Raw genomic sequence first — 25,902 nt, 5'->3', positions numbered from 1 at the left:
TTAGTCTTCTAATAAATAAGCTACTTTATATTTTAAAGTTTTTAATGAGTCCTCAGTAAACAGCAACATAAGATCACAATTAATGTTGTGATTTTCAATGCCGTAACTGATCTCAATGGCGAGAGTTCGTTGCCAACGTGATTTATTGGCTTTAACCAAATCAGACACATCACAATGCTGACCTAACACCACCGGATGACCTTGACTAAAACGCATATCAAGTTGCTTTGACAGCCCACTCAAAATAGCGCCTATTAAGATGTTACTGACATCCATTAACAGTTCAAGCTCAACTTTATTGTTAAGCTCTCCTTCGTAATTCATTAACGAAGCAATTTCTTTAAAACTCGAATCATTTAACAGCAATAACGCTTCACCCGACACGCCACCGCCAATAAAGCCTTGGCACACACCTGACGTTGAGGCATTGGCATCAATCGACCGCAAGGCCATATCAAGCTCATTGACTTCAAGTACATTTACGTTCGGAATTGGAAGCTTTACAAACACATTCAATAAACGTGCTAATAAGTCCCCTGCTTGGCCCATAGCAACATTGGTGAGTTCTTGGTATATGTCACGTACATCGGGGTCTACTTGCTCACCTAGCTTATTTGCTAAGCGCTCCCGCATGGCTTTGTCTTTAATACCATGATGCTCAATAATGTTCGCGAGCTTTTCTGCTGAGCAGGGTTTCTGAATAAAATCGATTGCGCCAAGTTCAAGCACGCGTTGATGCGCATTTGGCTGGATATCGCCCGAGACGACAACGGTTAATACATGTAAGCCTTGATCTTGAATGGCTTGCAACACTTCATAACCATCCATTTCGGGCATATTTAAATCAAGAAATAAAATTTCGGGCTGTAAACGCTTAATTTGTTCAATACAGTGAATGCCGTTTTCAGCAAATTCGACTTTTATATCCCAATCATCAGGTAAAGAGCGCGCTAATTGTCTACGCGCTAATTTTGAATCATCACAAACTAATACCGATGTTGACATATACTCTCTCTAAATACGCACTTTTGAACTAGCTAATACAAAATGCACTAACTTTATTATTATTTTTATAAACAAAAATCGGACTACGCACACATGTTAATCAAACTACAGGTTATTTACAATTTTAAATTGTGGTAAACCTTGGTGCTATTGGTTCAGTATAATACACTGATGTTAAATGCGTTAATTTGAAGGAATGAAGTAATGTTGTTACGCCCTCTTATGTTTGCTCTTGGAGCAGTTTGTACATTCAGTTATGCCAATGATTTAGTAGAAAATAGTTTAGATGCTGGCAAAGTTTCTGCACAATCGAAACCCGTCACATTACTTGGACAAGGTGTTAAAGTAGGTCAGCAAGCCCCTAACTTCAAGGTCGTAGATGGTAATTTCACCCCTGTCACTCTCAACGACTATCAAGGGCAAGCCGTATTATTAAGTGTTGTGCCAAGCCTTGATACGGGCGTTTGCAGTATTCAAACAAAACATTTTAATGAAAAAGTAGCTTCTGAGTTTCCCAGCATTGCAATGCTAACATTAAGTGCTGATTTACCCTTTGCGCAAAAACGCTTTTGTAAAGCCGAAAATATCGATAAGGTCACGGCATTGTCTGACTCTGTTTGGCGTGACTTTGGTCAAAACTATGGTTTGATCATTAAGGATATGGGGTTATTAACCCGTGCAGTGTTCGTTTTAGATAAGGAACACAAAATCGTTTACAAACAACTTGTCGATAACCTCTCTAAAGAGCCCGATTACGACAGCGCAATTGATGCACTGAAAAAGCTATAACCTCAGCGATACTAAAAACAAAAAACCGCCAACAGGCGGTTTTTTTGCTTAGTTAATCCTAAGATTAACCAAGTAGTTCACCAAGTTGTTGGCTTACTGCTTCAACAGCTTGTGTACCATCCAGTTTGTGGTACTGAGTGTTACCCGCTTTTGCTTCAGCTTGGTAATAGTCAACAAGTGGTTTAGTTTGGTCGTGGTAAATACCTAAACGTTTACGTACTGTTTCTTCAGTATCGTCATCACGAATAATAAGGTCTTCACCTGTGATATCGTCTTTACCATCTACTTTTGGTGGATTGTAAACAACATGATATACACGGCCAGAACCTGGGTGTACACGACGACCGCCCATGCGCTCAACGATGATTTCGTCAGCAACATCAAATTCAATAACATGGTCAACAACCACGCTATTTTCTTTCATTGCATCAGCTTGAGGAATAGTACGTGGGAAACCATCTAGCAAGAAACCTTTTTCACAATCAGGCTTTGCAATACGCTCTTTAACAAGACCAATAATGATTTCATCAGATACTAATTGACCTGCATCCATTACTTTTTTAGCTTCAAGACCAAGCGGTGTACCTTCTTTGATTGCTGCACGCAGCATATCGCCCGTAGAAATTTGTGGAATACCGTATTTGTCCATCAAAAACTGAGCTTGAGTACCTTTACCTGCACCCGGCGCGCCCAAAAGAATAATGCGCATATCATTGTCCTCTGTGTGATACTAATCTTTAATTATGGTCGATCAGTGGAGTTTTGTTTTTAGAGCCTGAATTCTTCCACAACTGAGGCTATACCTCAAGTAACTTATACCAATTGCCTATATTAGCGGCAATAAAAAAAGGAAGCTGGGCTTCCTTTTCTAATTCAAACTGTAAAAACGCTTACTTACTTAAATCTAGCATTAGTTTATTCAAGCGAGTTACAAAGCCTGCAGGGTCTTTTAAGGTACCGCGCTCTGCCAGTAATGCTTGGTCAAGTAAGACATGTGACCACTGAGTAAACTTGTCTTCATCTTGTTCAACATTTAAATGCTTCACAAGTTGGTGCTCTGGATTAAGCTCAAAAATTGGCTTTTGCTCAGGCACTGTTTGACCTACTGATTCCATTAGTTTTTGCATTTGCGAGCTCATGTCATGCTCATCTGCAACAACACAGGCAGGCGAGTCGGTTAAACGATGCGTAAAGCGTACATCTTTAACACTATCACCTAGGGCTGTCTTAATACGTTCAACTAAGCCTGCCACTTCTTTTTCTGACTCTTCTTGCGCTTTTTTGGTTTCTTCATCATCCATGTTGCCAAGGTCTAAGTCACCACGAGTGATTGACTGGAATGATTTTTCGTTGAACTCTGTTAGGTAGCTCATCATCCACTCATCAACACGGTCACTTAGTAGTAACACTTCAATGCCTTTCTTACGGAAGATTTCTAAGTGTGGTGAATTTTTTGCCGCAGCAAATGAATCAGCAACCACGTAGTAAATCTTATCTTGTTCTGGCTTCATACGCTCAATGTATTGATCAAGCGATACATTTTGTGTGCTTTCGTCTGTGTGTGTTGAAGAGAAACGCAGCAACTTAGCAATAACTTCTTTGTTTGCCATGTCTTCTGCTGGGCCTTCTTTTAACACTTGACCAAACTCGTTCCAGAACGTTTGATAATCTTCTTCACGGTTTTTAGCCATGCGCTCAAGCATTTTAAGGACACGCGATGTACACCCTTTACGGATTGCTTGTGTCACTTTGTTATCTTGTAAGATTTCACGCGATACGTTAAGTGGTAAGTCATTTGAATCAAGTAGACCTTTCACAAAACGCAGGTAGCTTGGCATAAATTGCTCAGCATCATCCATAATGAAAACGCGTTGCACATACAGTTTTAAACCTGTTTGACGGTCACGATTCCATAAATCGAATGGTGCTTTTTTCGGGATGTATAACAAGCTTGTGTATTCAGTTTTACCTTCAACTTTGTTATGCGCCCAGCTTAATGGCTCTTCCCAATCATGACCAATATGTTTATAGAATTCTTTGTATTCTTCGTCTGTTACTTCTGACTTGTCGCGAGTCCACAGTGCCGTTGCGCGGTTAATACCTTCCCATTCGCCTGGTTGTGCTGGGATTTTCTCGCCATCAGGACCTTCAGATTCTGGTACTTCTGCTTTGTACATTTCAACAGGAATTGAAATATGGTCAGAGTATTTAGTAACGATACTGCGTAAGCGATATTCATCAGCAAACTCTTTTTCGTCTTCACGTAAATGAAGAATAATTTCAGTACCACGGGTTGGCTTATCAATTTCTTGTAGCGTGTATTCGCCTTCACCAGCTGATTGCCATTCAATACCTTGGCTCTCACCTGCTTTACGGGTGCGTACCGTTACTTTATCCGCAACGATAAATGCTGAGTAAAAGCCTACACCGAATTGACCAATTAATTGTGAATCTTTGCTTTGGTCACCCGTTAAGTTTTGAAAAAACTCTGCCGTGCCTGATTTTGCAATCGTACCCAATGAGTTAATTACATCTTCACGGCTCATACCGATACCGTTATCAGTAATGGTTACTGTGTTTGCATCTTTATCGGCACTGATACGTACTTTTAAGTCGGCATCGTTTTCATATAAATCGCCATTTGAAAGCGCAAGGAAACGTAATTTATCTGCCGCATCTGACGCGTTTGATACGAGTTCACGTAGGAAAATCTCTTTATTAGAATAAAGAGAATGAATCATCAGGTTTAATAGTTGTTTGACTTCTGTTTGAAAGCCTAATGTTTCTTTTTGTGCTGCAGTCATTGTGTAAATCTCCAATTAACAAAGTGTCTTATCTGCACTATGACTCATATATGGGGCAGGCTTTAGGAACTTCAAGGCAAAAAATTAAATTTGCAGGTAAATTGGAGATAAAACACAAAAAAGCCTGCATTAAGCATAATGCAGATCAGTTAAGGAAAAACCAATAAAATAAAGGGTTACAGCGATGATTTATAAAAATCTTACTGTAGCCCTTTTGCTATATGGTCTTTAGCTAATTTTATCCCCACCTGCTTTAAGCAGCTTTAACTGAATAATATTCACATATTTATTCAAAAAACTGCTTAACTGACTGGCATTACGCAAGGTGCGGTTTAAAAGTTTAAATGTAAATTACATTGGTGGAGAAAGTGAAATATTCTTGGTAAATGAATGCCCTTATATATTTTCATAATTAATTTGAATCTTTGTTTTACTAATTAACTTAACTAGCTCCGCATAACTTTGAGGAGTTTGGGCGCTAAACTTAATCAATGAAATCTTAGTGTTTGGCATGATACCGAGCGGCCCACCAAAGTTGTAATTTCTCGCACCATGCAAACCTTTAATCAGTTGGTTTTTCCATTCTACAAATGTGACCTCTTCTTCATCTATAAATAGTCTATATTCAAGATTCAGAGCTGATCCAGAGCCGTAATTATGAACTTTTAACTCATACCCAAAATCTGCATGGTGGTATTCCATCTTCTCAATAACTGGCATTATTGAATTTAGGTATTGCCTTTCATTATGCTTTAACCCATTACTTGCGTACCATAGTGTTCCAAGAGCGGCACCAAGAGCTAGAATGTCGCCTAATTTTACCTCAAAACTAAAACCTTGCCCGAAAATTAATCCCGATAAGAAAACTAGAATGATTGCTGCAAGTATCGTCTTATCAAATTTTTGCAAACCTTACTCCTCCATGAGCGTAAGAAATACATTCACTAAATTAAATTTCTCTATAAAAAAAATCCGCCAAGTCATAAACTAAGCGGATTTCTTCATCATAGAAAATACTATATCAGGATTGGGGGGGTTGCAAGTTACAGAATGAATTTAACATTTATTATCACAGTAGTTTTTTAGAAACGTGCTGATCCCCTCAGGCTTAGAGAACTCTATTAGTTCGTCAATTTCAGCTTTGGTTAGCTTAAGCCGTTTATTAACTCTCCAAAATGTAATTATTAAAAAGCTAAAAGAAATCGTTAGCAAAGCAAGTAGCACTCCTTTTAATGAAAATAAAATATCAAAGAATGCACTTATCGATAAGGTAATTTCAGTATTAGGTTGAAGCGGTAAAAAACTTAGCGGATAAATTACGCCTATATAAAAAAGTAAAAGCACAATGCTTAAGGAGTGGCTAACTAGTTTTTGGGCAACATCCGAACCTTGAGTCTCAGATAATAGTTTTTTATTTAAGCTAACTTGATGATTAGCATCTACAATCAATTGCTCTCTTTTATCATCATCATTTTTTCTATTGATTGAAGCGCTTGCTAGATAATTTCGTTCGGCAATAAAAGAAGGGATGTCACTATGGTCAATTGAAGGCTTTTGTAACCTTTCCCATAACCTCATGTTGTTAATATGGCTCTTGCCTAAAGCTTTCTCAATAAGGCGATCCGCTTCTGCTTTTCTTTCTTCTTCAAGCTTCTTTAGTTCTTGCTCTCTTTGATACTTTTTAGCCCTATTAATTGCAGTCTGAATGTGTTCAACAACGCTAGCTTTAGAGGCATATATTGGTTGTTCTACGAACTGAAGGTAATGGGATGGATCCTTTTCTAACTTCTCTTTCTTTATAGCCTCATACAGATTATCACTTAGATCTTTTAGCTCTGAATTATTAACACCTTCAAATCCCGCCTTTTCAAAATTTGCCTTCAAATAATCAGACTTACCAATCATATCTGATACTTTATCTTTTAATTTTGAAAAATCAGCTTGGTCTGCAATTATTTTTGTTATTAAAAATGCAGAGAAAATTCCAACTACTGCTCCGCAAGTTTGACTAACAGTGCTAAAAAACACATTCCAATCCGCCATCATTAAACAATATCCTTTACGTTGCCTCTATGCATTCGCACAGAACTTATTACAACCCCCCTCAAAAAGGTACTCATCATGCTTGGTAACTTTTACAGCTGAGTATTCATCACTTGCTGATAAAAGGAGGTTGTTCTTAAGATCAGCAATCTTACAAACGAACACACCGTTATAGGCAGCAACAATTACATCGCCTTGCTTAACATCAACGCTGCGGTCAATGATTAGCAAGTCACCGTCAAAAATTCCAACACCTTCCATTGAGCGACCGCTAGCAATGCCATAAAAGGTTGCATCTTTGTTCTTTTCAATTAGCCCTGCCACTCCATTTGACAAATCTTTAAAGTTATTGGCTTTGTTGAAATTACTATCCACCTTTTATAGTTCCAAGATTTTGCACAAAGACGCAACAATAGCAGCTCCAGCTAAAAATACTGGAGCAAACAAATCGAAAATCAAAAATCTTATGTACTGCATTCTTATAAGCTTCCAAAACGACCTTTCAAATCTAATCATAGTGCTTTGAATAAAGATCTTTTTCTCTTTCAACACCTTCAATGAAAACTCTATATTATTTAGTTTATCTTTTATTCCACTGTCTTCAGCTTCCAGCAGGAGCTTTTCTATTGTCTTCTCTGTACTTTCAGCAAACTTAGCCTGCTTATACCACCAAGAATATAAGGACGATTGTCGCTCTTCTGCTGTACTGGGTTCATAATCATGTCCACCCGAATATACTCCTGCAGTTGGCTTTACAACATTTATCCCTGTTAAACGAATATGATTTCCTCTTAGGTGATTCATCATTGATAAAATAAAATCAATTAACAAATATAGAGTTATAAACATTAAAGAGTAAAAAAGAGTCTCTACGCTCAGCCCCTCTAAGTTATAGCCTGCGAACTTTATATCTTTTGCCATAGTCACTTTTTGCAAACTTAAAGCTATCGTTATAATAGACGACACAAGTAAGTTTCGCTTTAACCTTTGAGTTGATGTATCTAAATGATCTATGTTCGGCTTAATAAATAGTTCAGATCTACTATTCAATGCGCTTCTCCTATTTTTCTGCAGATGCTCGAAGCTTATAAGCTATTGTGGCTTTCGTGTCATTCTTATTGAAATAAGCCTCTAAATGTTCATTGTAGATATCTAGAGCTAATGTGAAATTGCAGTAATCGCCAAATCCTACTGGCTTTAGGTTTATATTGGTGAGTTTTTGCTGCATGTGTATCTCCTTATTTCATACTGCAATGCATTAGGGCATCAAATACTCCTATGCGCATTTAACTGCGCTCAGGTTGCGCAATCAGCAAGATTCTATCAGTAAGATATTGTTATTTATATAAATTTTTCAAGATAAGAGTTGCGCACTAAATTACATTTAATGCGCAACTATTACACTCAGTCACATTTATACTTATATGAAGAGTCATTGGCAGGATCAAACACAAAATATTTAGTAGGCTTAGGCTCCATCCTAGGGCTTCCTTGTACTTTTGGGTTCGAGCTTTCTGTACATTTGTAAATTCGTCGAGTGACTCCAGGCTTTATGTATTCAATTGCGTCAACAACATTTCCATTAGGAAATAAAAAGCATTGTTTAACTGCTATTTTAGTATCACATTGGTTGTAAAAGTATAATTGTGGATCTCTAGCAGGATCATTATTTAGTCCAGTACCTAAACAGCTTGACTTCTTTTCTTGGGATTTTAAGACTGCGCATTTATCTATCGCGATGGTCTCACCGGACGCTTGAGTATGTAGAGGGAATGAAAGCCCTAAAAAAGCGAAAGAACAGAAAAAGACTTTTTTAAATTTTCTCATTAGATTTTCCTTTTTGGGTAATATCAGTTATTTCCTCAACTTAACCAAAACAAACCTCGATATATAATTGAAGTAACTAAAATATAGGCCACAAACAAAAAATAGAAAACCAATCTAATTGAAACATTATTATTTAAACTAATTATAAAAAAATTTTCTTCTCATGATGTTTACAAAACTATTTTAATTAATGTAATTCTAATTTCGTTCATCATGCTTAGAAGTGAATGGTGAGTGAGTAATATTATAGAAACAAGTAAAATGTCTCCGGGCAGCTTTATCCCAACAACGGGAAATGCAAAAGCGCCACAGGAAAATTTTTAAGATTATTCGGTTTGATTACTTTTTATTTTGAATACCCAGCCCTTATCTACTGCTCGACCTGATACCGCTTCCCAAACTAAACCATATACATCAACATCTTCATACGTTTTCAAATATTCCTGAATTTTTTCAAAGTTTTCATTGGACATTGTTAATTCAGTTATATCTTCTTTGGTCTTTTTCCCATAAGGTGATTTAACATGCTGCGTGAAATTCAATACATTATCATCACTTAAACATGGATACTCAAAAGGTTTATAGCCAAGTTTCTTCCAATCCCCAATTGATGTTCCAAGTGTCAACCTAAGATCGCCTTCAAGGCTATGTTTTAATACAAAGCTCCTTAGAGATTCCAAATCAATTTGCTTCACTTCTGAGAGGCTGGTTTCAATTGCAGTATTTTTTCTTGCTTGATCAACTATCCATGAAATGCTCTCTCCCCCTTTTCTCACTGTACAGAAGCTCACACTGTGCTCTGCAGAAACGTAATTCCCATCTTGGTACAAGCCATCATATTCATAAGAAGGCCCGCACCCACTCAATAAACCTGTAAGTGTCAATGTTGAAATTAATGCTAGTTTTCTCATCCTTGCTTCCTTGTTGTTATATTAATTTTAATAAAGGTTAAAATTCAACCTTTACACATTAGTAACAAATTAATAAATCCATTTCTACGAAAAATAACTAAAAAACAACATTTTTATACCGCATCAAATTTTAAACCGATTAAATCGCGTGCTAAACATTAAAGATTCAACCCACCCAACAGTATTATAGTTACTCTTTTGTTATGCAACATCTTCCATCTTTTCATAGATGTTTTTAAATATATCTCTTTTCCATCCATTAATTAGCCTCAAGACCTTTTTGAATACTTCATCTGAGTGCCTGTGAAGCTCTTATGGTCAAAATTACCTATTGAAGTGCATGATGAGCCAAACACAAAAAAGCCTGCATTAAGCAGGCTTTTGATACCGTTTTGGGTATTAGTTTTGATTTACTGCGCGTCGCCCGCTAAAGGCATGCATTAGGGTCATGCCATCAAGCAAGTCAAGCTCACCACCAACTGGCACACCATGAGCAATGCGTGAAGCATTCACTTGGTATTTGTGACAAAGCTCTGCAATATAATGGGCTGTGGTTTCACCTTCAACACTTGGGTTGGTTGCGAGGATCACCTCATTAATGCCGCCGTTTTGCAGTTTACTTTCTAGGATATCAAGTCCGATTTCTTTGGGGCCTATGCCATCAATTGGTGACAAGTGACCCATTAAAACGAAGTAAAGACCTTGATATTGTCCGGTTTGTTCAATAGCAAGTACATCGGTTGGCGATTCAACCACACACAATAAACCACTATCTTGGCGTTTAACACTTGAACAAATATCGCATACAGCCTGCTCTGTGAAGGTACGACAAGACTGACAGTGCCCTACTTCATCCATTGCTTTTGTGAGTGCGTGGCCAAGTTGTTTACCCCCTTGGCGGTCGCGTTCAAGTAAATGAAAAGCAATACGCTGTGCTGACTTCGGGCCAATACCCGGTTGGCAGCGCAGTGCTTCAATTAACTGTGTTAAACTAGGCGATAGTTGCATAAATGTTCACTTAGAATGGCATTTTCATACCTGGTGGTAATTGCATACCGCCAGTTACTTTGCTCATGCGCTCTTGTGTTTCTTCGGCAACACGGCGTACAGCGTCATTACATGCTGCTGCAAGTAAATCTTCGATCATATCTTTGTCGTCTTCCATTAGGCTTTCGTCAAGCTCTACACGACGTACATTGTGGTTACCTAGCATCGTTACTTTAACTAGGCCTGCACCTGCTTCACCTACAACTTCTAGGTTTGCGATTTCTTCTTGGGCTTTTTGCATGCGCTCTTGCATTTGCTGCGCTTGCTTCATCATGTTACCCATTCCACCTTTAAACATAACTGTCTCTCTTTCTAAACTACTTTAATTGGCATGAAGATAAGGGCTATTGTGTGTAATTACAATGCCTGGATACTGTTTTCGTCGATTATTGCGCTAAATAATTGTTGAAATTGCACAATGTTCTCATCGCTATTTATTACATCTATTGCTTGTTGATGACGGCCTGCATCAATCTTTTGCTGAATCAAATAAGGCGAATCTATCACCCCATCTGCAAAGTCGATATTGAGCTCTACATTATGGCCATAAATCTCGCTTAACGCTGCGTTGAGCTTTTGTCTTAGTACGGCGCTGTCGAGGTGACGTTGTGAAGAGTCGACTTCAATATGAAGCTGACGATCATTCTTTGTGAAAATAGAATGTAGCGCAAATTGACGCATACGCCCACCTAGTCCCATACGTTTTATTAAATAAGCCCATTCATCTTGTTCGTGTGCAAATTTAATACTGCTGATCGGGCTTTCAAAATCATCAGGAACAGGAATACTAGGCTCTTCTGCTACAGGCTCCGGTGCTTTTTGTGGATTAATCTGCTCAAGCAACTCAGGGGCTAAATTTTCTGTTATGGTTTGATGCTTTGCTTTAAAGTCGACTTTTTTTACTTTATGGCTGCTCTCCCCCGTCGGCTGGGGGCTTGGCTTTTTTACATCAGCAGCCACTGTTTGCTGCTGAGGTTGAAAATTCGTTGATGCTGAACCATGTTGCGTTGGCTCATGTACTGTCGATTCCGCGGGCTCTGGCTTTATGTCAGTTTGACTTGCAGCACCGCTTAAAAGCCCTGCACCAGAAATATTACGATCTTTTAAAATACGTGCAATTGCCGATTGAGCCAAGCTTTGCTGCTGTTGTAATTGCACAGGCGCTGTTTGCTCTGCCTGCGGCAGTGGTTGCACATCTGGCTCGTTAGCAATAAAACCCTGATCATAAGCGCTACTCATCACATCATCATATTGCGCTGCAAGCGATGAGTCCATTTGAGCATCGTAATCATCATAGTATTCTGTCGCTGGCATATCAGGCGTATCGGTACTATTTTGTTGATACAAAGAAGCCGCTGACTGTTTATCAGAACTCCCTGACGTATCAAAAGATTGACTAGGTTGTTGTGACTGCTCAGCTGTATTATCGACTTGTTGTTCAGGTTTTAGATCAATCTGTGGTGCTGCCGCTTGTGCAACCGTAGGCTCGGCTTTTATTGGCTGTGGCTGCAAAGATGCTTGGTTTACTGCCGTAGACGTTTGCTCGGATGCTGCTTGTTCACGCTGAGCTGATGATTTTTTTAAGATATCACGTAGTGCACCTGCACCACTTGGTTTCAGCTGCTGTTGACTATTTGTCGGTGTTTGGCTTTGCGCAAATTGTGTCGGTTGGAATGCCAACAAACGCAACATGATCATTTCAAACCCTAGTTTTGCATCCGGCGCCCATTGCAAATCTTTTTTACCATTTAACAGCAACTGGTAATACACTTGCATTTGTTGAGCATCGGTTGTTTGTGCAACCTGCTCAATAAAGTCGCGGTTAGTCTCATCAAGTGCAGCGGCACTGGGGACTAATTGCACAAGCTGAATAAGGTGAGTAAGTGCAATTAAATCATCCAATAAGGCGACAAAATTTGGGTTTCGACTGACAACCGCTTTCACTTCGGCCAGAAGTGCATCACCATCTTGGCATAAAACCGCTGCTAACATGGTTTGACTGTAATGTGTATCCATCAAACCAAGCATGGTTTGAACAGCTTGATGATTAATATTACCGTTTGTCTGTGCAATAGCCTGATCGGTTAAGCTTAAGGCGTCTCGCATACTGCCATCGGCGGCTTTAGCAAGGATAGACAACGATTTATCATCAAAGCTTAATTGTTCTTGATTAAGAACATGAGCAAGTTGATCATGAATTTCTGATTGTGATAACGCGTTTAAATTAAACTGTAAACAGCGCGATAGAATTGTCACTGGCAGTTTTTGTGGGTCGGTCGTGGCTAATAAAAATTTCACATGCTCTGGCGGCTCTTCCAATGTTTTAAGTAGCGCATTGAAACTGTGCTTTGAAAGCATGTGAACTTCATCGATAAGGTAAACCTTATAACGACCTCGCGTTGGTGCATATTGCACGTTATCAAGGATTTCACGGGTGTCTTCTACCTTGGTACGCGATGCCGCATCGATTTCTAATAAATCAATATAGCGACCCGCTTCAATGTCGGTACAGCTTGAGCATTGACCACAAGGTTCTGCAGAAATTCCTTTATCGCAGTTTAGACTTTTAGCAAATATACGTGCGATGGTTGTTTTACCCACCCCACGGGTTCCAGTAAAGAGATAAGCATGATGAAGTCTGTTTTGTGTTAATGCATTCACTAACGCTTGCTTAACATGAGACTGTCCCACTAACTCGTGAAAGGTTTGTGGTCGCCATTTCCTTGCTAGAACCTGATAACTCATTAATTATTCGCCTTCGAATTCAACCAACTTTAGAATTTTAATGCCCATTTGTGCAACACGCTGCTCTCCACCAAGCTCTGGTAATGAAACAACGAAAGCAGCATCGGTTGCATGACCACCTAATTTAGCAACAAGTTTAGCCGTTGCTTCAATTGTGCCGCCTGTCGCGAGTAGGTCATCTACTAATAACACTTTATCACCTGCAACGATAGCATCAGTATGAAGTTCAAGTGTATCTTCACCATACTCTAATTGGTAATTTTGCGAAATGACTTCACGCGGAAGCTTGCCTGGTTTACGCACAGGAATAAACGGAATACCCAGCGCATAAGATAGGGGTGCACCAAAAATAAAGCCACGTGATTCTGTACCAATGATTTTAGTAAATCCTTGATCTTTGTACGCAGAAATAAAGCTATCAATTGTTGCTTTAAAAGCGTCTGCGTTTGCCATTAAGGTTGTTACGTCACGAAACATAATACCTGGCTTAGGGTAATCAGCGATAGTTGCAATGCTCTGTTTAATGAGCGCTGAAGTTGCTTGAGTCATAATTTATACTGCTCAATAGTTAATATAACAAAGCTTGCGAGTATAACATCGCCTTATTTAAAAGTCGGTAGCAAGTTTTGAAATAAGCACAAAAAAGGCTGCATAATGCAGCCTGATGTCTTAAATTTGCATACGCATATTAAGATAAAGCGGTGATCCAGCCTAGGATAGCGTTAAGGCAACCAATACCAGCAAACACTGCTAGGAACGCAATAAAATACGTTGCGTTGAACGGATCTTTAAAGTCTTTATCATTCGACATAATTACTACCTTTCTATTAAGCACGATAAAACAAAGCGCACATAATAGTCGAAGTGCTTACATCAATAAAGCGTTTATGCTGTTTTTTAAGGTGCTCGCTGAGTGACAATGACGCCTCGTTCAGCCATTGAACTCAGTGTACTTAATGCTCCTTGATACAGCTGTTCTAATGTAAATTGTGGAGCATGTTTTGCAACCTGCTGACATACCTCAGCTAAATCAATACCGGGTTGTGATTCGATAATACTTAACAATAAAGCGGTCATTGCATTTGTTGAGAGAAATTGTACCTCATCGTTGTTATCGCGATACACAACAAAATAATAGGGTTCGCTGGCAGGCACTGTAGGTTGATGATCCTGACTGATTGTATGTACTGGGTAAAGATAACTTAAATTACGAGCCAAACTGGTTAAATATAAACCTGCACGCGCAACTTGGTTAGCTTCTAAATTTATTTCATGACTACCTTGATGTGACACCGATACATCGAGTTCAACCCATTCATAATGGGCTAATTCGAGGATAAATGGCGGATCGTTTTTTTGCTTTGTGTAGCTGCCAGCAAGAAACTGTAAAAACTCTCCTGCAATGTCTAAAAAAAACGGGGAACTGCAATCATGTTTACTAAAAAACTGCCGCACTCTTTGTTGCCAATCATCTTCTTTATACAAACTTTTTAAAACAGGAAATGCTGAACTTACAAAACCATCAACATTATTGAAAAATAAGTCACGATAAATCGCCATTCGTCGCTCTTCAACATCAGCTGGTTTTGCGTTGTGAGCAGGATCACGGATATGCGCCATAAATTGCTGTTGGACTTCAATAAAATGACTAGGCACTTTGTTTCACCGTTGGTTGATTTGTTTTTAAAGCTGCTCGTTGTAAGTTATTAATAATTGCCAGCTCAGCAAGAAGCTCATTCATTGGCGGTATATTAAAGTCACGCTCAAGCAGTGTTGGAAACACACCGTGCACATCATACGCCTTTTCTAGCAGCTGCCAAACAGGGTCTATAACGGGTGAGCCATGCGTGTCGACTAATAAATCCTCAGCTTCAGTATAATGCCCCGCAACATGTCCATACGCTATTCGATGGCTAGGCAAGCCCATTAAAAAATGCGTTGCATCGTAGCCATGATTTATTGAGTTTACATAGATATTATTAACATCGAGTAAGAGTTGGCAATCTGCTTCTTCAAGTATCGCTTTTGTGAATTCAAGCTCCGTCATTTCTTGGCCTGGAGCCGCATAGTACGACACATTTTCGATAGCGATAGTCTGCTCTAAAATATCTTGAACCTGTTTAATACGTGAAACAACATGTTTAATAGCTTCTTCAGTAAAAGGAATTGGCATTAAATCATACATATGACCCTCTCCCGAACAATAGCTTAAATGTTCACTAAACAAGCGTATGTTATGCTCTTTAAAAAAGGCTTTTAATGATTTTACAAACTCGACATCCAGCGCGGCGGGTGAGCCGATTGATAACGATAAACCATGACAAATAAATGCATGTTGCTCTGTAAGTTGCTTAAACTGTTTAGCAAAACGACCGCCTAGCTTCAACCAGTTTTCTGGTGCCACTTCTAAAAAATCAATTGGCTTTGGAACATCTGCGAGCATATCATCAAGCATTTCACGTCGAAGTCCTAAACCAATTTGGCCAAAATCCAAGGTCGATTCAAATGACATATCATCTCCTACTAAAAAGGGCCTAAATGGCCCTTTTACTCGCTAAGTAAAAGCTTAGTGGTTTGAACCACACTTACCTTCACCACATTTACCTTCTTTAGCAGCTTTTTTAGATTCCTTTTTGTCAGCGCCACATTTACCTTCGCCACACTTGCCTTCTTTGGCTGCTTTTTTAGATGTCATTTTGTCAGCGCCGCATTTTCCTTCACCGCACTTGCCTTCTTTGGCTGTTTTTTTAGATGCCATTTTGTCAGCGCCGCACTTACCTTCGCCACACTTACCTTCTTTGGCTGCTTTTTTGTCAGCGCCGCATTTACCTTCGCCGCACTTACCTTCTTTTTCAGCCTTTTTCTCGGCACCGCATTTACCTTCGCCGCATTTGCCTTCTTTTTCTGCCTTTTTCTCGGCACCGCATTTACCTTCGCCACATTTGCCTTCAGCAGCATCAAGCTGGTAACCCGCTTGCATTTGTTGGAACTCAAATGGGTTTGCATTTACATCTGTGGCTACAAAGCTTGATGCACCCACAACAACGGCACCTAATGTTAATGCAATTGAGTTTTTCTTAACTGTGTTCATACGATGACTCTCTTTTTTATAAGGTATATTAAACAAGACCCGACGATTAAAAATTAATTTCATATTTATGCAATTATTTTAGTAAATCGCCCTACAAAGCAAATTACGATTTATCAAGTTGCTAATTGCAGGTAAAATACGCGTCCAATTTTTCATTAAGTTTAATGGTATTATGCAACTAGTTTTAGCACCAATGGAAGGCGTTGTCGATTTTAAAATGAGACAGCTTCTTACTGACATAGGTGGGTTTGATTTATGCGTGACTGAATTTGTGCGTGTTGTTGATGCAACACTTCCAGAACGTGTATTTCATCGCTACTGCCCTGAATTAAAAACAGATGGCTACACCCGTTCTGGAACACCAGTGAGAATTCAGCTACTTGGTCAGGTTGCAGATGCATTAGCTGAAAATGCTGTAAAGGCGATTAGCTTAGGTTCACACGGTATTGACCTAAATTTTGGTTGCCCCGCAAAAACGGTCAATAAAAGTAAAGGCGGCGCAGTATTATTGAAAGATCCGGAGCATATGTACGACATCATTAAAACGGTTCGCGATGCTGTAGATAGCAAACATCAAGTAAGCGCTAAAATTAGACTGGGTTTTGATGATGATAGTAACAGCCAAGAAATCGTTGATGCGGTAGTCAGCGCGGGTGCATCTAGCCTCGCTATCCATGCAAGAACAAAACGTGATGGCTACAACCCTCCTGCATACTGGGAAAAAATCCCGCCATTAATTAAAAATAAAGATATTGCTGTAGTGGCTAATGGTGAAATATGGCAAGTCGAAGACGCAATGCTGTGCCAAATTCGTAGTCAATGTCAAAACTTAATGCTTGGCAGAGGCGCCTTGGCAATGCCAGATCTCGCAATTCAAATTAAAGCGCATGTAAACAATGAAACATATACTCCACTGCAATGGGAACATGTTATTTACCACATTATTCACTCATCAATGCACCAAGACGAGAGTAAGTGTGAAAAATATTTTGCTTCTCGCACCAAGCAGTGGCTTGGTTATCTGAAACGCCAATACCCACAAGCACATACACTTTTTGATGAAATTAGACGTTTAAAAGCGAAAGATGACGTTGCAAATGTACTAAGAAAGTATGCCAAAGCGCCTAGTTTTGATGCAAATCATAACTAATGGATCGCTTTTGTTGGATAATTAAAGTATTGCCCACTTGGAACAAACGCGATGAACAATACTGAAATCCAAACAAAGCTATCTGCGGAACTGGCGCAGGTTAGACAACGTTTACTTGATATGTTGGCTAGTTCTAATCAAGGTCACCATCAGCAACTACTCTCGCAACTTAAGGATAACCCGCCTTCTGTTTGGTTAGAAATGACAGCGAATAATCTCGGACCCGAATTTCAAATATTGATATCTCGGTTAGAAAAACTCGAAGCAGCACTGTGCCAAATTGATATTGGTCAATATGGTTATTGCTGTGACTGTGAGGAAAAAATTGATAATGAGCGTTTAATTGCAGACCCTGCAAGCCAACGCTGCCGACACTGCGCTCCTTAAAGCGCAGTGTTGAATAGATAACCTAGTTAACGCGCAAAAATAAAGCTCATTGCAGGATAAAGTACAATATCTTCGATTAGCCAATCAGCCTGCTGCTGATTAACACTTAAACGCTTCATTAAATTTACCCGTGCTTGTTGCACATTCCAAGTGTGATAATGAATCCCTAAATCGGTTTCCATCATTACAGACCAAAAGTATTGTTCATCTTGATTCAATTGACGTTTACTTTGTTTGACATCAATGAAATCTAATTGCCAGTCAAGCCCAGCATGTAAATCGCCGTCCTCTAAATACTGCAACACGAGTGGCTTGTTATGTGATGAAAAAACAGGTAATGACAAATCGACTGTGGGCTTTTCTTTTAGTAAGTGCTGAATCTCACTTAACCAAGACAAGGGTGGCTTTGTTGTATTGGCAAAATAATTAAGTTTACTTTGATACCAATCCTTACCATTCGCAAGCCCAACTAACCCCAGTTTTGTTCGAGGCTTGTATTGCGCTAAATATTGATTAAGCTTCGTTAGTGCCATCACGACATTTTCATTATTATTATCGAGGTGAGATATCACCATACTGCGTAACAACTTTAGCTCAAGCTTATTAAGCCTTAAATTACTTTGCTCAGCCTCTATGAGTTTTGTTTCTACTCGCTCTATCCACTTGCCGAGCGCTTCCGGTGTGTAATCATCTTGCTTTATAGCATTACTTATCACATCACGCTGTACGGGCCATACAAAAAATCGTTCTGGATATCGCTGCGCAATAATTAAATAATTTAACTGCGCTTGCTGTGAATCACTCAACTCAACATTTGCTAAGCCTTGGTAAGCAAGATGACGAGCCTGTAAGTACGCTTCAGAAAATGGCCAATATGTTTTGCCACCATTGTCTAGCTGGGTTGATAAAAGATTATTTATATTGCCAATTTGCTGTTGTCCTTCGGTATACGTGCTAAAGCGATCACTTTGCTCACTGCAAGCAGATAACATGACACTGACTAATAACAACAAAACGATCTGTCTTATCATAATAAAATTCCATAAAAAAAGCCCCAGAGGGGCTTTTTATTTTAAAACAACATCAATTAGATTTTTACACCGTTGCGAGCGGCTTTATCTTTGATGTAGGTCGACCAGCTCTTCGCAAATTTGCGCGTGCGCGGATCATCCATTGCTTTTGTAATAGCAGCATACGCTTGCTTATACTTTTCTTGGTAGTAATAAGCTTCAGCTAAGTCTGTATAGATAGATCCCGTTTTATCAGAACCTAACTCTAATGCCTTGTTCAAACGAACAACGGCTGCACCATAATTTTGCGATTGTAAAAGTAATGAACCTGCTTTGCGATAAAGCTCTGCATCGTCATCAAATTTAGCCGCTTCTTCATAGTACTTAGCTGCTTTCTCAATATCTTTTGAGCGGTGATAGTTAGATGCCACTGCACTGATATTTTGCTTGTTACGAACCACTTTTTCTTCGTTAATTGCCTTTTCAAGCACAATAGCTGCTTTGTAAGGAATTTCGTTTAACGAGTAAAAGTTAGAAAGTACTTTGTATTCAACTTCGTTTTCAAAATAGCCATTTTTATAGGCAACTTCCATGGTCGCTAGACCTTTCTTGAAGTCTTCAGTTTGAAGGTAGTATTTACCTAAACCAACCCAGGCTTTTTTGTCTTCAGGCCAAACACGAACAATCTCTTCCGCTACTTCTACCATGTTTTTGTACTGTTTAAGTTCAAAATAGGCAGCTAGCTTTAATTGGTAAGAAGCTTTAGAAGGCTCCTCCGCCAATTTGATTGCTTTGTTTGCAGCTGGAAGAACGTCGTTAAACTGTTTTAACTCATAGTTTGCTTGCGCAATACGAGTGTAAACTTTGTCGTCTTCTTCACCTGTGAAGTCCATCCAAGCGTAATACGCATCTTTTGCTTTTGCGTATTGCTCAGTACCCGCGTACATGTCACCTAATAGTTTTAAGCCTTGCGATTGGTCAGCAAAGTTTAATACATCAGGTTTCACCGCCGCTGCGACATGCTTGATAGCCAGTTTATACTGCTCTTTTTGAGCGTACATTTGACCTAGGTAGCGATCAACAGTTGCCTTATCAAACTCATCCGATGGATCAATTTCTTTAAGTAATGCAATCGCTTCATCAAGCTTCTCTTCATTGTACAGGTCGAATGCTTTAATAACTTTCTTACCAACGCGCTCACCCATTACTTTAGTTTTTGCTTTTTTACGCGCTTCAATCTTCGCGTAATCTGGCGCTGCTAAAGCAGGTGCAGTGAAAACCACACCTGAAAGAGTCATAAGAAGCGCAAGTGCTGTTACTTTAGATAAATTTCTCATTACTCGCCTCCTTAGTTGCCTTGGTTAAGTTTAAAGTCTAGTTGTACTTGAAGACCAAATTGTTTTTGTGGTTTACCATCGATGATTTTCGGACGGTATTTCCACTTACGAAGTGCACGTTTAGCTTCGCGGTCAAAGATACGTTTTGGATCAGCGTCGATCACTTCAACATCTTCTACACCACCTACTTCATTGATAGTAAATGAAAGTTGAACCCAACCTTCTTTACCGTCACGCGCTGCTTGCGTAGGGTATTTTGGTTCAATACGAACGATAGGTGTCGCATCACCATCACGTCCAAATGCACCTGGACCACTTAGGCCTCCAGCTGTGCCACCCACATCGATGCTTGGCATATTAAATGACAAACCACCAGTGTTAGGGTTGCTGTTTTCCGGCTGAGGCGGCTGCGGCTTAGGCGGCTGCTTTGGCGGTGGCGGAGGCGGAGGCGGAACACGCTTCCTCTCCTGCACCTTAGATTCAGGCGGATTCGTCATAATTTCGACTACAATCTGTTCTTTTTGTTCAGTCGCACGATCAGCTCCACCGGAGATGAGGTACGCCATGAAGTAGAACAAGCCGAAAGTAACTGCCCCACCTGCAATCAGTGAAAACAGAAAACGAATCATTACTGATCTCCAGCTATTGAAATTTTAAGGTTATCACCCGTCGCTTTGATCTGGTCCATAACTTTAACTACTACGCCGTGTTTTGCTTCTTTATCAGCTTGCAAAATTACAACTTCAGTAGGTTGTTCTGCTAATAAACTTTCAAGTTTAGCTGAAACACGTTCAACGTCTACTTGTTGTTTATCAATCCAGATCGCACCGTCAGCACGAATAGCAACAAAAATATTTGCATTTTTTTGCTTCGTAGCTTGGGCTGCCTTAGGTTTATTGACTTCGATACCAGCCTCTTTAACGAACGATGTAGTTACGATAAAGAAAATAAGCATGATAAATACGATGTCAAGCATTGGCGTCATGTCAACCGCTGCTTCTTCTTCTTCACGAAAACGTTGTTTACGTGCCATATTTAATTCTCTCTCTAGTGATGAGGCATGCTATCTACAAGTTTAGCTTTCGCCATTCTTGCTCTCGCTTCAAGGCGTGAGCTGAAGAATACTCCAGATAGTGCCGCAACCATTCCAGCCATTGTTGGGATTGTTGCCATTGAAATACCTGATGCCATTAAACGTGCGTTACCAGTACCTTGAGTAGCCATGGTTTCGAAAACCGCGATCATACCCGTTACAGTACCTAATAAACCGATTAAAGGACAAATAGCTACCAATGTCTTAATCAACAACATACGCTGATCTAATTTTTCAGACGCTTCAGAAATCCATGCTTCACGGATTCTGTGTGCGTACCAAGACGTAGTGTCTTGGCGGGCATCCCACTGAGCTACAATATCCTTCGTCATACGAGGAAACTCAGCTAGTAGGAACCAATAGCGCTCAATCATTAAAACCCACATAAGAAAGAGTGCTATCGCGACCACGTATAAAACCTGGCCGCCTGTGCCAACAAAATCCCTGATAGATTCCCAGATCTCCATCAGGACTAGCATTAGGCTTTCTCCTTCTCCGCGTGAGCTGCGATGATACCAGCGCTTTGCTCATCAAGGACATGTAAAACCGACTTACTACGACCAGCAACAATTGAGTGAAGTAGGATAAGTGGTAGAGCTGCAATTAGACCTAACGCTGTAGTTACAAGTGCTAGAGAGATATTACCAGCCATGATCTTCGGATCGCCCGTACCGAACAATGTGATTGTTTGGAACGTAAGAATCATACCGATTACCGTACCTAGTAGACCAAGTAATGGTGCGATTGCTGCCAAGATCTTGATGATGTTGATACCAGCTTCGATGCGAGGCGTTTCACGTAGGATAGCTTCGTCAAGTTTAAGCTCAAGGTTTTCAACGTCTTGATTCTTGTTGTCAGCATAAACCTTAAGAATACGACCCAGTGGGTTGTTTGTATTCGGAGTAGAAAGGTTTTTAAGCTGGCTCTTAATCTTAGTGCTAGTAAGCGCAAGATCAACGAAACGTACTACGAAGATTAGTAGACCAACAAGTAGTAATACTGTGATGATATAACCAACTTCAGCACCTTGCTCATAGTATTCCATTAACGATTTTTTCTGCGTATTGATACGTAAGATCGCGCCACGAGTCGGGTCGATGTATACGCCAGCATAGTTGTCAGCAGATGTATTTTCTAAATCGCTAATACCCGCTAGGATGTAGCTATCAGGTTGCTTACCTAGAGGTTGGATTGCTTTCGTTTCTGGAGAGTAAATTAAATAACCATCATCAGTTACTAAGTTAAAGTTACCGATACGCGTTACTTTTTTCACAGAAGATGAACCGTCAAGACCAGCAACTTCAGTTTCAAATGTTGAAACTTTTGCAGACTCAGTCATTTCAGTTTGAAGTGAAATCCAAAGCTCTTCTAATTCGCGAACTGTTGGAAGCTCTTTCGCTGCAGCTAATGAGCGAAGTACTTCAGCACGTCCTGGCTTTTCAGCAGAAACAAGTGATGCTTCGATTGAACCGATTGCATCAGCTGCTGCACGACGTACAACACCGAACATCTCACCTAACGTACCTTGTGCATTTAAAAGAGCTTGCTCTTTCTCAGCTAAAGTATTTTCGTTTTGAGCATATTCTTTAGCTAAACGGTCACCACGCGCTTTTTCAGCAGCTAGGTCACTTTTCGCTTTGTTAAGTAACGCTTGCTTGTCAGCGCGAGCTGAAAGGAACTCTTGTTCACGTTGCTTATTTAATTTACCTTCAGAGATACGTTCTTGCTTAACTTGCTCAAGAATTTTGTCTAAAGCATCAGTGTTTGCATGTGCATTAAGCGCGGTACCTGCAGAAACAGATAGTACTGCTGCAACAGCAAAACCTTTAAATAGTTTCTTCATTATTGATTACTCCGCGCCAAAGATTGGTAGTTTAACAAGTTCTAATGTCGCTTGTTTACGCGCCATACGAATAACTTCTTTAACAGGTTTTAGGTATTCTTCACCTAATTCTTTCCACTGTTTAGTGTTGTTATCCCATACCCACGCGTGCTTAAGGTCAAAAGACTGAGCTACGTAAGTAATACGACCTAAACGACCGAAGTCAACGTTGATGCTCTTACCATCGATCTCAAGAGTACCTTGAGCAGCAGTTACAGCTGAGCTGTACGCAGTTTCAACAGTGTAAGCTTCAAGAACTTGGCGGAATTTTTCAGATGTAGTAACTGATGCTGACGCCATGATGTCACGAAGTCTTTCAACACGTGCTAGACGGTTTTCAAGATTAAACGGAACGTCCGCTTTGATGAATTGCTCAAGCGTATCGATCATGCGATACATCAAAGGCACAACGTTTTGTTTCGTGTTATCGATTGTTGCGATTTGACGGTCAAACGATTCGATAGAAGCGTTTTGGTCAGCGACCAAACGTGCTACGTGATCGTTATAAACCTTCATTAGCTCAGTTTCATCAACAACGCTACGGTACTCAGCGATTAGCTCTTGAGTTTGACCATATACATTGTCAATTTTAGTTTGAGACTTAACAGCAGCCTTTTGAATTTGTTGACCTGCATCTTGCACATCTTTCAAAGGATCTGCAATCACATTGCTGCTTGCAAATGCAAAAGCGCCAACCAACGCAGATGCTACAAGACTCTTTCTGATTTTAACAGACATAGTTCCCAACCAATTAAGTAATGTTACTTTTATAATTTAATTATCCTCCGAAGAGGACAACCCTGATATCTTTTAATAGATATCAACCCTCCAATAATGCTAAATGCATTAGAGTCTGTCAACTTGATGTTCGGGTTTCATCGGAAAAATTTGGTCACTCGTCGTTGCTATGAAAATAGCCAAAACAATGAATTAACAAAAATATAACAGAGGTGTTCGCGTTAAGGTTCTATAACCCTTGATTGGCAATCATTCCGTTCAGATTAGATTCAAACTTAAACATAAATGTAACATTTAATAAAAGTTTAAATAGGTAAAGATAAGTGAAAAAAAAAATCTCTTTTTTTTCGAACAAAACGGTTTTGAAGAATTTTTATGCATTAAAAAGAGATTAATGTTCAATAAGCAGGCAATTCACCCTTCCGACTGGAAGGATGAATACAGTGAGCGTGTTATGTGTCATCAAGAAATTGGTTAGAATACCGCGCGATCTTTTACAAGCTTTGCCAACGATATTATTGAGTCAACCTCAAGCTTTTCAAAAATCTTTGCTTTATAGGTGCTCACTGTTTTATTGCTAATAAATAGCTTCTCACCGATATCTTTATTGGATAGTCCTTGCAATAAATAATTCATTACCGCAAGTTCACGCTCAGTAAGCAGCTCATCAATGTCTTTTTCACAGGCCACTAAGTGGTCTTGTGGAAAAAACGTGTAACCTCGCAAAATCATTTCAACAGCTGACGAAATGTCTTCTAAACTTTCTGCTTTATTAACGAAGCCTTGTGCACCTAATTTAGCAGCGGTACGAATAATGTGTTTGTCTTGCTTAGCTGACAAAAACAACACTTTCCCAGTAAAACCACCACTGACAGCTCGCTTGTATAAACTAAAGCCATCGGAGTCTTCCAGTTCAATATCTAGAATCGCTAGTGCAACATTATTATTCTTTAAAAACTGCAGCGCCTCCTTTTGACTTGCAACAGCTTGAACTTCGTTTACGAGAGTTGACTTCGCTAGCACCATTTTAATTGCTGTTGCCACCATCGGGTGATCGTCTACCAGCAGAATATTGTTTCCTATGCTCATCAATTAGCAAACCTTCATTATATTTTATCAAACAAGTATGAATTACTCAGTATTTTTTCTACGTTCGAGTTGTACTAAGTTTAGCGGGAAATTTTCAGATTGTTGAAAATATCTTCAAACTTATTATCGCCAGTTTGAAATCGTAACTTGAGTGATTAAAACTACCAAATTACACAACTATCAATGTCACATTAAATAGATCCTGCGCAAAGCATATAATACTTTAGTTATGGAGAGTAGCTTTTAAGGAATATAGCCGAATGGCTGATATAAAAAACCTAAATTAATGCCTTTGGAGGAATATAATTTCGGTACATAGGAAGTAATTGATTAAATTATGCAGAGGAAGTGTGTTTATTAAGAATGAATTTTGGTGAAACAGAAACTGTTTCACCAAAATGTACTAAGTTTCACATAAAAAATTATGCTACTTCTACGTTCTCAGCTTCAGGGCCTTTTTGACCTTGTTTGATGCCGAAAGATACTTGTTGGCCTTCGCTAAGAGTGCGGAAGCCTGTACCTGTGATAGCACTGAAATGTACGAATACGTCAGGACCATTTTCTTGTTCAATAAAACCAAAGCCTTTAGCTTCGTTGAAGAACTTAACTTTACCAGTAACCGTGTTTGACATACCAAATTTTCCTGTAAGTCAATTATTAAAATTCAGCCATAATGGCTCTATCCTCCCTGAGTGAATGCCCAATAAACTTGGGGTAAAGTACAGGAAGAACTAATAACCAACCGGTAACCGTACAAGCCGCACATTATCCGTAAATTCAATACGCAAAAACTCAAAGCAACTTAAGACTAACACAATAAATGTCTTTTAGCTCTATTAATCGAAAATTATTTTAAGGTCAACCTTCGGTTTTAAAAATATGACAGGCGTATTTCTAAACAATTAAAATTACAATGAAAAAAGCCCATCAACTTTGATGGGCTTTTATTTCTTT

30 protein-coding genes are annotated in these 25,902 nt (G+C 39.4%); 3 read left to right on the top strand and 27 right to left on the bottom strand.

Annotation, left to right across the window (positions count from 1 at the left end):
* On the bottom strand, window positions 1-1,005 hold the full coding sequence (locus BM378_RS12210) for a response regulator (RefSeq protein WP_036967595.1): 1,005 nt from the start codon (window positions 1,003-1,005) through the stop codon (window positions 1-3).
* A gap of 207 nt (window positions 1,006-1,212) precedes the next feature.
* On the opposite strand from BM378_RS12210, the gene tpx reads away from it, so the two are divergent.
* Window positions 1,213-1,794: a thiol peroxidase gene (tpx, locus tag BM378_RS12205; RefSeq protein WP_065978729.1), complete on the top strand. Its 582-nt coding sequence runs from the start codon at window positions 1,213-1,215 to the stop codon at window positions 1,792-1,794.
* Between the two features lie 64 nt (window positions 1,795-1,858).
* Here the strand turns inward: tpx and adk are convergent, their stop codons facing one another.
* The 17 genes from adk to BM378_RS12130 form a co-directional block, all read right to left on the bottom strand.
* Window positions 1,859-2,503 (bottom strand): adenylate kinase, encoded by a 645-nt coding sequence (gene adk / locus BM378_RS12200; RefSeq protein ID WP_074989284.1) that lies wholly within the window; start codon window positions 2,501-2,503, stop codon window positions 1,859-1,861.
* Window positions 2,504-2,684: 181 nt separating this feature from the next.
* Complete coding sequence (gene htpG, locus BM378_RS12195) at window positions 2,685-4,598, bottom strand: molecular chaperone HtpG (RefSeq protein ID WP_036967589.1); 1,914 nt, start codon at window positions 4,596-4,598, stop codon at window positions 2,685-2,687.
* Window positions 4,599-4,994: 396 nt separating this feature from the next.
* The gene (locus BM378_RS12190) at window positions 4,995-5,507 is read right to left on the bottom strand and encodes a hypothetical protein (RefSeq protein WP_074989283.1); all 513 of its coding nucleotides are present in this window, start codon (window positions 5,505-5,507) and stop codon (window positions 4,995-4,997) included.
* A gap of 147 nt (window positions 5,508-5,654) precedes the next feature.
* Entirely contained in the window at window positions 5,655-6,644 is a 990-nt protein-coding gene (locus BM378_RS12185; RefSeq protein ID WP_036967583.1) for a hypothetical protein, read from the bottom strand.
* Between the two features lie 24 nt (window positions 6,645-6,668).
* Window positions 6,669-7,016 carry a LexA family protein gene (locus tag BM378_RS12180; RefSeq protein WP_036967580.1) on the bottom strand — a complete coding sequence of 116 codons (348 nt, stop codon included), beginning with the start codon at window positions 7,014-7,016 and terminating at the stop codon, window positions 6,669-6,671.
* 3 nt (window positions 7,017-7,019) lie between these two features.
* Complete coding sequence (locus tag BM378_RS12175) at window positions 7,020-7,691, bottom strand: hypothetical protein (RefSeq protein WP_074989281.1); 672 nt, start codon at window positions 7,689-7,691, stop codon at window positions 7,020-7,022.
* A 10-nt stretch (window positions 7,692-7,701) separates the two neighbouring features.
* Window positions 7,702-7,869: a hypothetical protein gene (locus tag BM378_RS20415; protein WP_155950825.1), complete on the bottom strand. Its 168-nt coding sequence runs from the start codon at window positions 7,867-7,869 to the stop codon at window positions 7,702-7,704.
* A 176-nt stretch (window positions 7,870-8,045) separates the two neighbouring features.
* Window positions 8,046-8,468: a hypothetical protein gene (locus BM378_RS12170; protein WP_036967575.1), complete on the bottom strand. Its 423-nt coding sequence runs from the start codon at window positions 8,466-8,468 to the stop codon at window positions 8,046-8,048.
* 326 nt (window positions 8,469-8,794) lie between these two features.
* Window positions 8,795-9,379: a hypothetical protein gene (locus BM378_RS12165; RefSeq protein ID WP_036967572.1), complete on the bottom strand. Its 585-nt coding sequence runs from the start codon at window positions 9,377-9,379 to the stop codon at window positions 8,795-8,797.
* Window positions 9,380-9,778: 399 nt separating this feature from the next.
* Window positions 9,779-10,387, bottom strand: coding sequence for a recombination mediator RecR (recR, locus tag BM378_RS12160; RefSeq protein ID WP_074989279.1), 609 nt, complete (start codon window positions 10,385-10,387; stop codon window positions 9,779-9,781).
* 10 nt (window positions 10,388-10,397) lie between these two features.
* Window positions 10,398-10,724 (bottom strand): YbaB/EbfC family nucleoid-associated protein, encoded by a 327-nt coding sequence (locus BM378_RS12155; protein ID WP_036967566.1) that lies wholly within the window; start codon window positions 10,722-10,724, stop codon window positions 10,398-10,400.
* 59 nt (window positions 10,725-10,783) lie between these two features.
* Entirely contained in the window at window positions 10,784-13,171 is a 2,388-nt protein-coding gene (dnaX, locus tag BM378_RS12150) for a DNA polymerase III subunit gamma/tau (protein WP_074989277.1), read from the bottom strand.
* Window positions 13,172-13,174: 3 nt separating this feature from the next.
* Window positions 13,175-13,720 carry an adenine phosphoribosyltransferase gene (gene apt, locus BM378_RS12145; RefSeq protein ID WP_036967559.1) on the bottom strand — a complete coding sequence of 182 codons (546 nt, stop codon included), beginning with the start codon at window positions 13,718-13,720 and terminating at the stop codon, window positions 13,175-13,177.
* A 139-nt stretch (window positions 13,721-13,859) separates the two neighbouring features.
* A complete protein-coding gene (locus BM378_RS20650; protein WP_256213662.1) occupies window positions 13,860-13,982 on the bottom strand; it encodes a hypothetical protein in 123 nt (40 codons plus the stop codon).
* 86 nt (window positions 13,983-14,068) lie between these two features.
* Complete coding sequence (locus tag BM378_RS12140) at window positions 14,069-14,827, bottom strand: HvfC family RiPP maturation protein (RefSeq protein ID WP_227006800.1); 759 nt, start codon at window positions 14,825-14,827, stop codon at window positions 14,069-14,071.
* Window positions 14,820-15,683 (bottom strand): HvfB family MNIO-type RiPP peptide maturase, encoded by an 864-nt coding sequence (locus tag BM378_RS12135; RefSeq protein WP_036967556.1) that lies wholly within the window; start codon window positions 15,681-15,683, stop codon window positions 14,820-14,822. Before BM378_RS12135 ends, BM378_RS12140 begins: the two co-directional genes overlap by 8 nt.
* A 54-nt stretch (window positions 15,684-15,737) precedes the next feature.
* Window positions 15,738-16,262 (bottom strand): HvfA family oxazolone/thioamide-modified RiPP metallophore, encoded by a 525-nt coding sequence (locus BM378_RS12130; RefSeq protein WP_074989276.1) that lies wholly within the window; start codon window positions 16,260-16,262, stop codon window positions 15,738-15,740.
* 172 nt (window positions 16,263-16,434) lie between these two features.
* Between BM378_RS12130 and BM378_RS12125 the strand changes: the two genes are divergently transcribed.
* Together BM378_RS12125 and BM378_RS12120 are read left to right on the top strand one after the other, a co-directional pair.
* Window positions 16,435-17,412, top strand: a complete 978-nt coding sequence (locus tag BM378_RS12125) for a tRNA-dihydrouridine synthase (protein WP_036969164.1) — start codon at window positions 16,435-16,437, stop codon at window positions 17,410-17,412.
* Window positions 17,413-17,463: 51 nt separating this feature from the next.
* Window positions 17,464-17,799, top strand: coding sequence for a TraR/DksA family transcriptional regulator (locus tag BM378_RS12120; protein ID WP_074989275.1), 336 nt, complete (start codon window positions 17,464-17,466; stop codon window positions 17,797-17,799).
* A gap of 26 nt (window positions 17,800-17,825) precedes the next feature.
* On the opposite strand, the gene BM378_RS12115 is transcribed toward BM378_RS12120, so the two are convergent.
* The 9 genes from BM378_RS12115 to BM378_RS12075 all read right to left on the bottom strand — a co-directional run bounded on the left by BM378_RS12115 (window position 17,826) and on the right by BM378_RS12075 (window position 25,580).
* Window positions 17,826-18,830 carry a hypothetical protein gene (locus BM378_RS12115; protein WP_074989274.1) on the bottom strand — a complete coding sequence of 335 codons (1,005 nt, stop codon included), beginning with the start codon at window positions 18,828-18,830 and terminating at the stop codon, window positions 17,826-17,828.
* A 56-nt stretch (window positions 18,831-18,886) separates the two neighbouring features.
* Window positions 18,887-20,146 carry a tetratricopeptide repeat protein gene (locus BM378_RS12110; RefSeq protein ID WP_036967545.1) on the bottom strand — a complete coding sequence of 420 codons (1,260 nt, stop codon included), beginning with the start codon at window positions 20,144-20,146 and terminating at the stop codon, window positions 18,887-18,889.
* A gap of 11 nt (window positions 20,147-20,157) precedes the next feature.
* Window positions 20,158-20,775: an energy transducer TonB gene (locus tag BM378_RS12105; RefSeq protein ID WP_036967542.1), complete on the bottom strand. Its 618-nt coding sequence runs from the start codon at window positions 20,773-20,775 to the stop codon at window positions 20,158-20,160.
* Window positions 20,775-21,179: an ExbD/TolR family protein gene (locus tag BM378_RS12100; RefSeq protein WP_036967540.1), complete on the bottom strand. Its 405-nt coding sequence runs from the start codon at window positions 21,177-21,179 to the stop codon at window positions 20,775-20,777. Before BM378_RS12100 ends, BM378_RS12105 begins: the two co-directional genes overlap by 1 nt.
* A gap of 14 nt (window positions 21,180-21,193) precedes the next feature.
* Complete coding sequence (locus BM378_RS12095; protein ID WP_036967538.1) at window positions 21,194-21,718, bottom strand: MotA/TolQ/ExbB proton channel family protein; 525 nt, start codon at window positions 21,716-21,718, stop codon at window positions 21,194-21,196.
* Window positions 21,718-23,082: a MotA/TolQ/ExbB proton channel family protein gene (locus tag BM378_RS12090; protein ID WP_036967535.1), complete on the bottom strand. Its 1,365-nt coding sequence runs from the start codon at window positions 23,080-23,082 to the stop codon at window positions 21,718-21,720. The genes BM378_RS12095 and BM378_RS12090 overlap by 1 nt, the downstream gene beginning before the upstream one ends.
* A 6-nt stretch (window positions 23,083-23,088) precedes the next feature.
* The gene (locus tag BM378_RS12085; protein WP_036967533.1) at window positions 23,089-23,859 is read right to left on the bottom strand and encodes a DUF3450 domain-containing protein; all 771 of its coding nucleotides are present in this window, start codon (window positions 23,857-23,859) and stop codon (window positions 23,089-23,091) included.
* A gap of 474 nt (window positions 23,860-24,333) precedes the next feature.
* Window positions 24,334-24,948, bottom strand: coding sequence for a response regulator transcription factor (locus BM378_RS12080; protein ID WP_036967529.1), 615 nt, complete (start codon window positions 24,946-24,948; stop codon window positions 24,334-24,336).
* 422 nt (window positions 24,949-25,370) lie between these two features.
* A complete protein-coding gene (locus BM378_RS12075) occupies window positions 25,371-25,580 on the bottom strand; it encodes a cold-shock protein (RefSeq protein WP_036967526.1) in 210 nt (69 codons plus the stop codon).
* Between the last annotated feature and the right edge of the window lie 322 nt (window positions 25,581-25,902).

Origin of the sequence: Pseudoalteromonas lipolytica, from assembly GCF_900116435.1 — a bacterium.
GTDB lineage: Bacteria > Pseudomonadota > Gammaproteobacteria > Enterobacterales > Alteromonadaceae > Pseudoalteromonas > Pseudoalteromonas lipolytica.
This window is presented reverse-complemented; position numbering and strand designations above follow the sequence as displayed.

Excerpts from the sequence above, each read along its gene's own strand:
- BM378_RS12210 (WP_036967595.1), bottom strand. The coding sequence starts at position 1,005 with ATGTCAACATCGGTATTAGTTTGTGATGATTCAAAATTAGCGCGTAGA.
- adk (WP_074989284.1), bottom strand. The coding sequence starts at position 2,503 with ATGCGCATTATTCTTTTGGGCGCGCCGGGTGCAGGTAAAGGTACTCAA.
- htpG (WP_036967589.1), bottom strand. The coding sequence starts at position 4,598 with ATGACTGCAGCACAAAAAGAAACATTAGGCTTTCAAACAGAAGTCAAA.
- BM378_RS12185 (WP_036967583.1), bottom strand. The coding sequence starts at position 6,644 with ATGATGGCGGATTGGAATGTGTTTTTTAGCACTGTTAGTCAAACTTGC.
- BM378_RS20415 (WP_155950825.1), bottom strand. The coding sequence starts at position 7,869 with ATGCAGCAAAAACTCACCAATATAAACCTAAAGCCAGTAGGATTTGGC.
- BM378_RS12170 (WP_036967575.1), bottom strand. The coding sequence starts at position 8,468 with ATGAGAAAATTTAAAAAAGTCTTTTTCTGTTCTTTCGCTTTTTTAGGG.
- BM378_RS12165 (WP_036967572.1), bottom strand. The coding sequence starts at position 9,379 with ATGAGAAAACTAGCATTAATTTCAACATTGACACTTACAGGTTTATTG.
- recR (WP_074989279.1), bottom strand. The coding sequence starts at position 10,387 with ATGCAACTATCGCCTAGTTTAACACAGTTAATTGAAGCACTGCGCTGC.
- BM378_RS12155 (WP_036967566.1), bottom strand. The coding sequence starts at position 10,724 with ATGTTTAAAGGTGGAATGGGTAACATGATGAAGCAAGCGCAGCAAATG.
- dnaX (WP_074989277.1), bottom strand. The coding sequence starts at position 13,171 with ATGAGTTATCAGGTTCTAGCAAGGAAATGGCGACCACAAACCTTTCAC.
- apt (WP_036967559.1), bottom strand. The coding sequence starts at position 13,720 with ATGACTCAAGCAACTTCAGCGCTCATTAAACAGAGCATTGCAACTATC.
- BM378_RS20650 (WP_256213662.1), bottom strand. The coding sequence starts at position 13,982 with ATGTCGAATGATAAAGACTTTAAAGATCCGTTCAACGCAACGTATTTT.
- BM378_RS12135 (WP_036967556.1), bottom strand. The coding sequence starts at position 15,683 with ATGTCATTTGAATCGACCTTGGATTTTGGCCAAATTGGTTTAGGACTT.
- BM378_RS12130 (WP_074989276.1), bottom strand. The coding sequence starts at position 16,262 with ATGAACACAGTTAAGAAAAACTCAATTGCATTAACATTAGGTGCCGTT.
- BM378_RS12125 (WP_036969164.1), top strand. The coding sequence starts at position 16,435 with ATGCAACTAGTTTTAGCACCAATGGAAGGCGTTGTCGATTTTAAAATG.
- BM378_RS12120 (WP_074989275.1), top strand. The coding sequence starts at position 17,464 with ATGAACAATACTGAAATCCAAACAAAGCTATCTGCGGAACTGGCGCAG.
- BM378_RS12115 (WP_074989274.1), bottom strand. The coding sequence starts at position 18,830 with ATGATAAGACAGATCGTTTTGTTGTTATTAGTCAGTGTCATGTTATCT.
- BM378_RS12110 (WP_036967545.1), bottom strand. The coding sequence starts at position 20,146 with ATGAGAAATTTATCTAAAGTAACAGCACTTGCGCTTCTTATGACTCTT.
- BM378_RS12105 (WP_036967542.1), bottom strand. The coding sequence starts at position 20,775 with ATGATTCGTTTTCTGTTTTCACTGATTGCAGGTGGGGCAGTTACTTTC.
- BM378_RS12100 (WP_036967540.1), bottom strand. The coding sequence starts at position 21,179 with ATGGCACGTAAACAACGTTTTCGTGAAGAAGAAGAAGCAGCGGTTGAC.
- BM378_RS12095 (WP_036967538.1), bottom strand. The coding sequence starts at position 21,718 with ATGCTAGTCCTGATGGAGATCTGGGAATCTATCAGGGATTTTGTTGGC.
- BM378_RS12090 (WP_036967535.1), bottom strand. The coding sequence starts at position 23,082 with ATGAAGAAACTATTTAAAGGTTTTGCTGTTGCAGCAGTACTATCTGTT.
- BM378_RS12085 (WP_036967533.1), bottom strand. The coding sequence starts at position 23,859 with ATGTCTGTTAAAATCAGAAAGAGTCTTGTAGCATCTGCGTTGGTTGGC.
- BM378_RS12080 (WP_036967529.1), bottom strand. The coding sequence starts at position 24,948 with ATGAGCATAGGAAACAATATTCTGCTGGTAGACGATCACCCGATGGTG.
- BM378_RS12075 (WP_036967526.1), bottom strand. The coding sequence starts at position 25,580 with ATGTCAAACACGGTTACTGGTAAAGTTAAGTTCTTCAACGAAGCTAAA.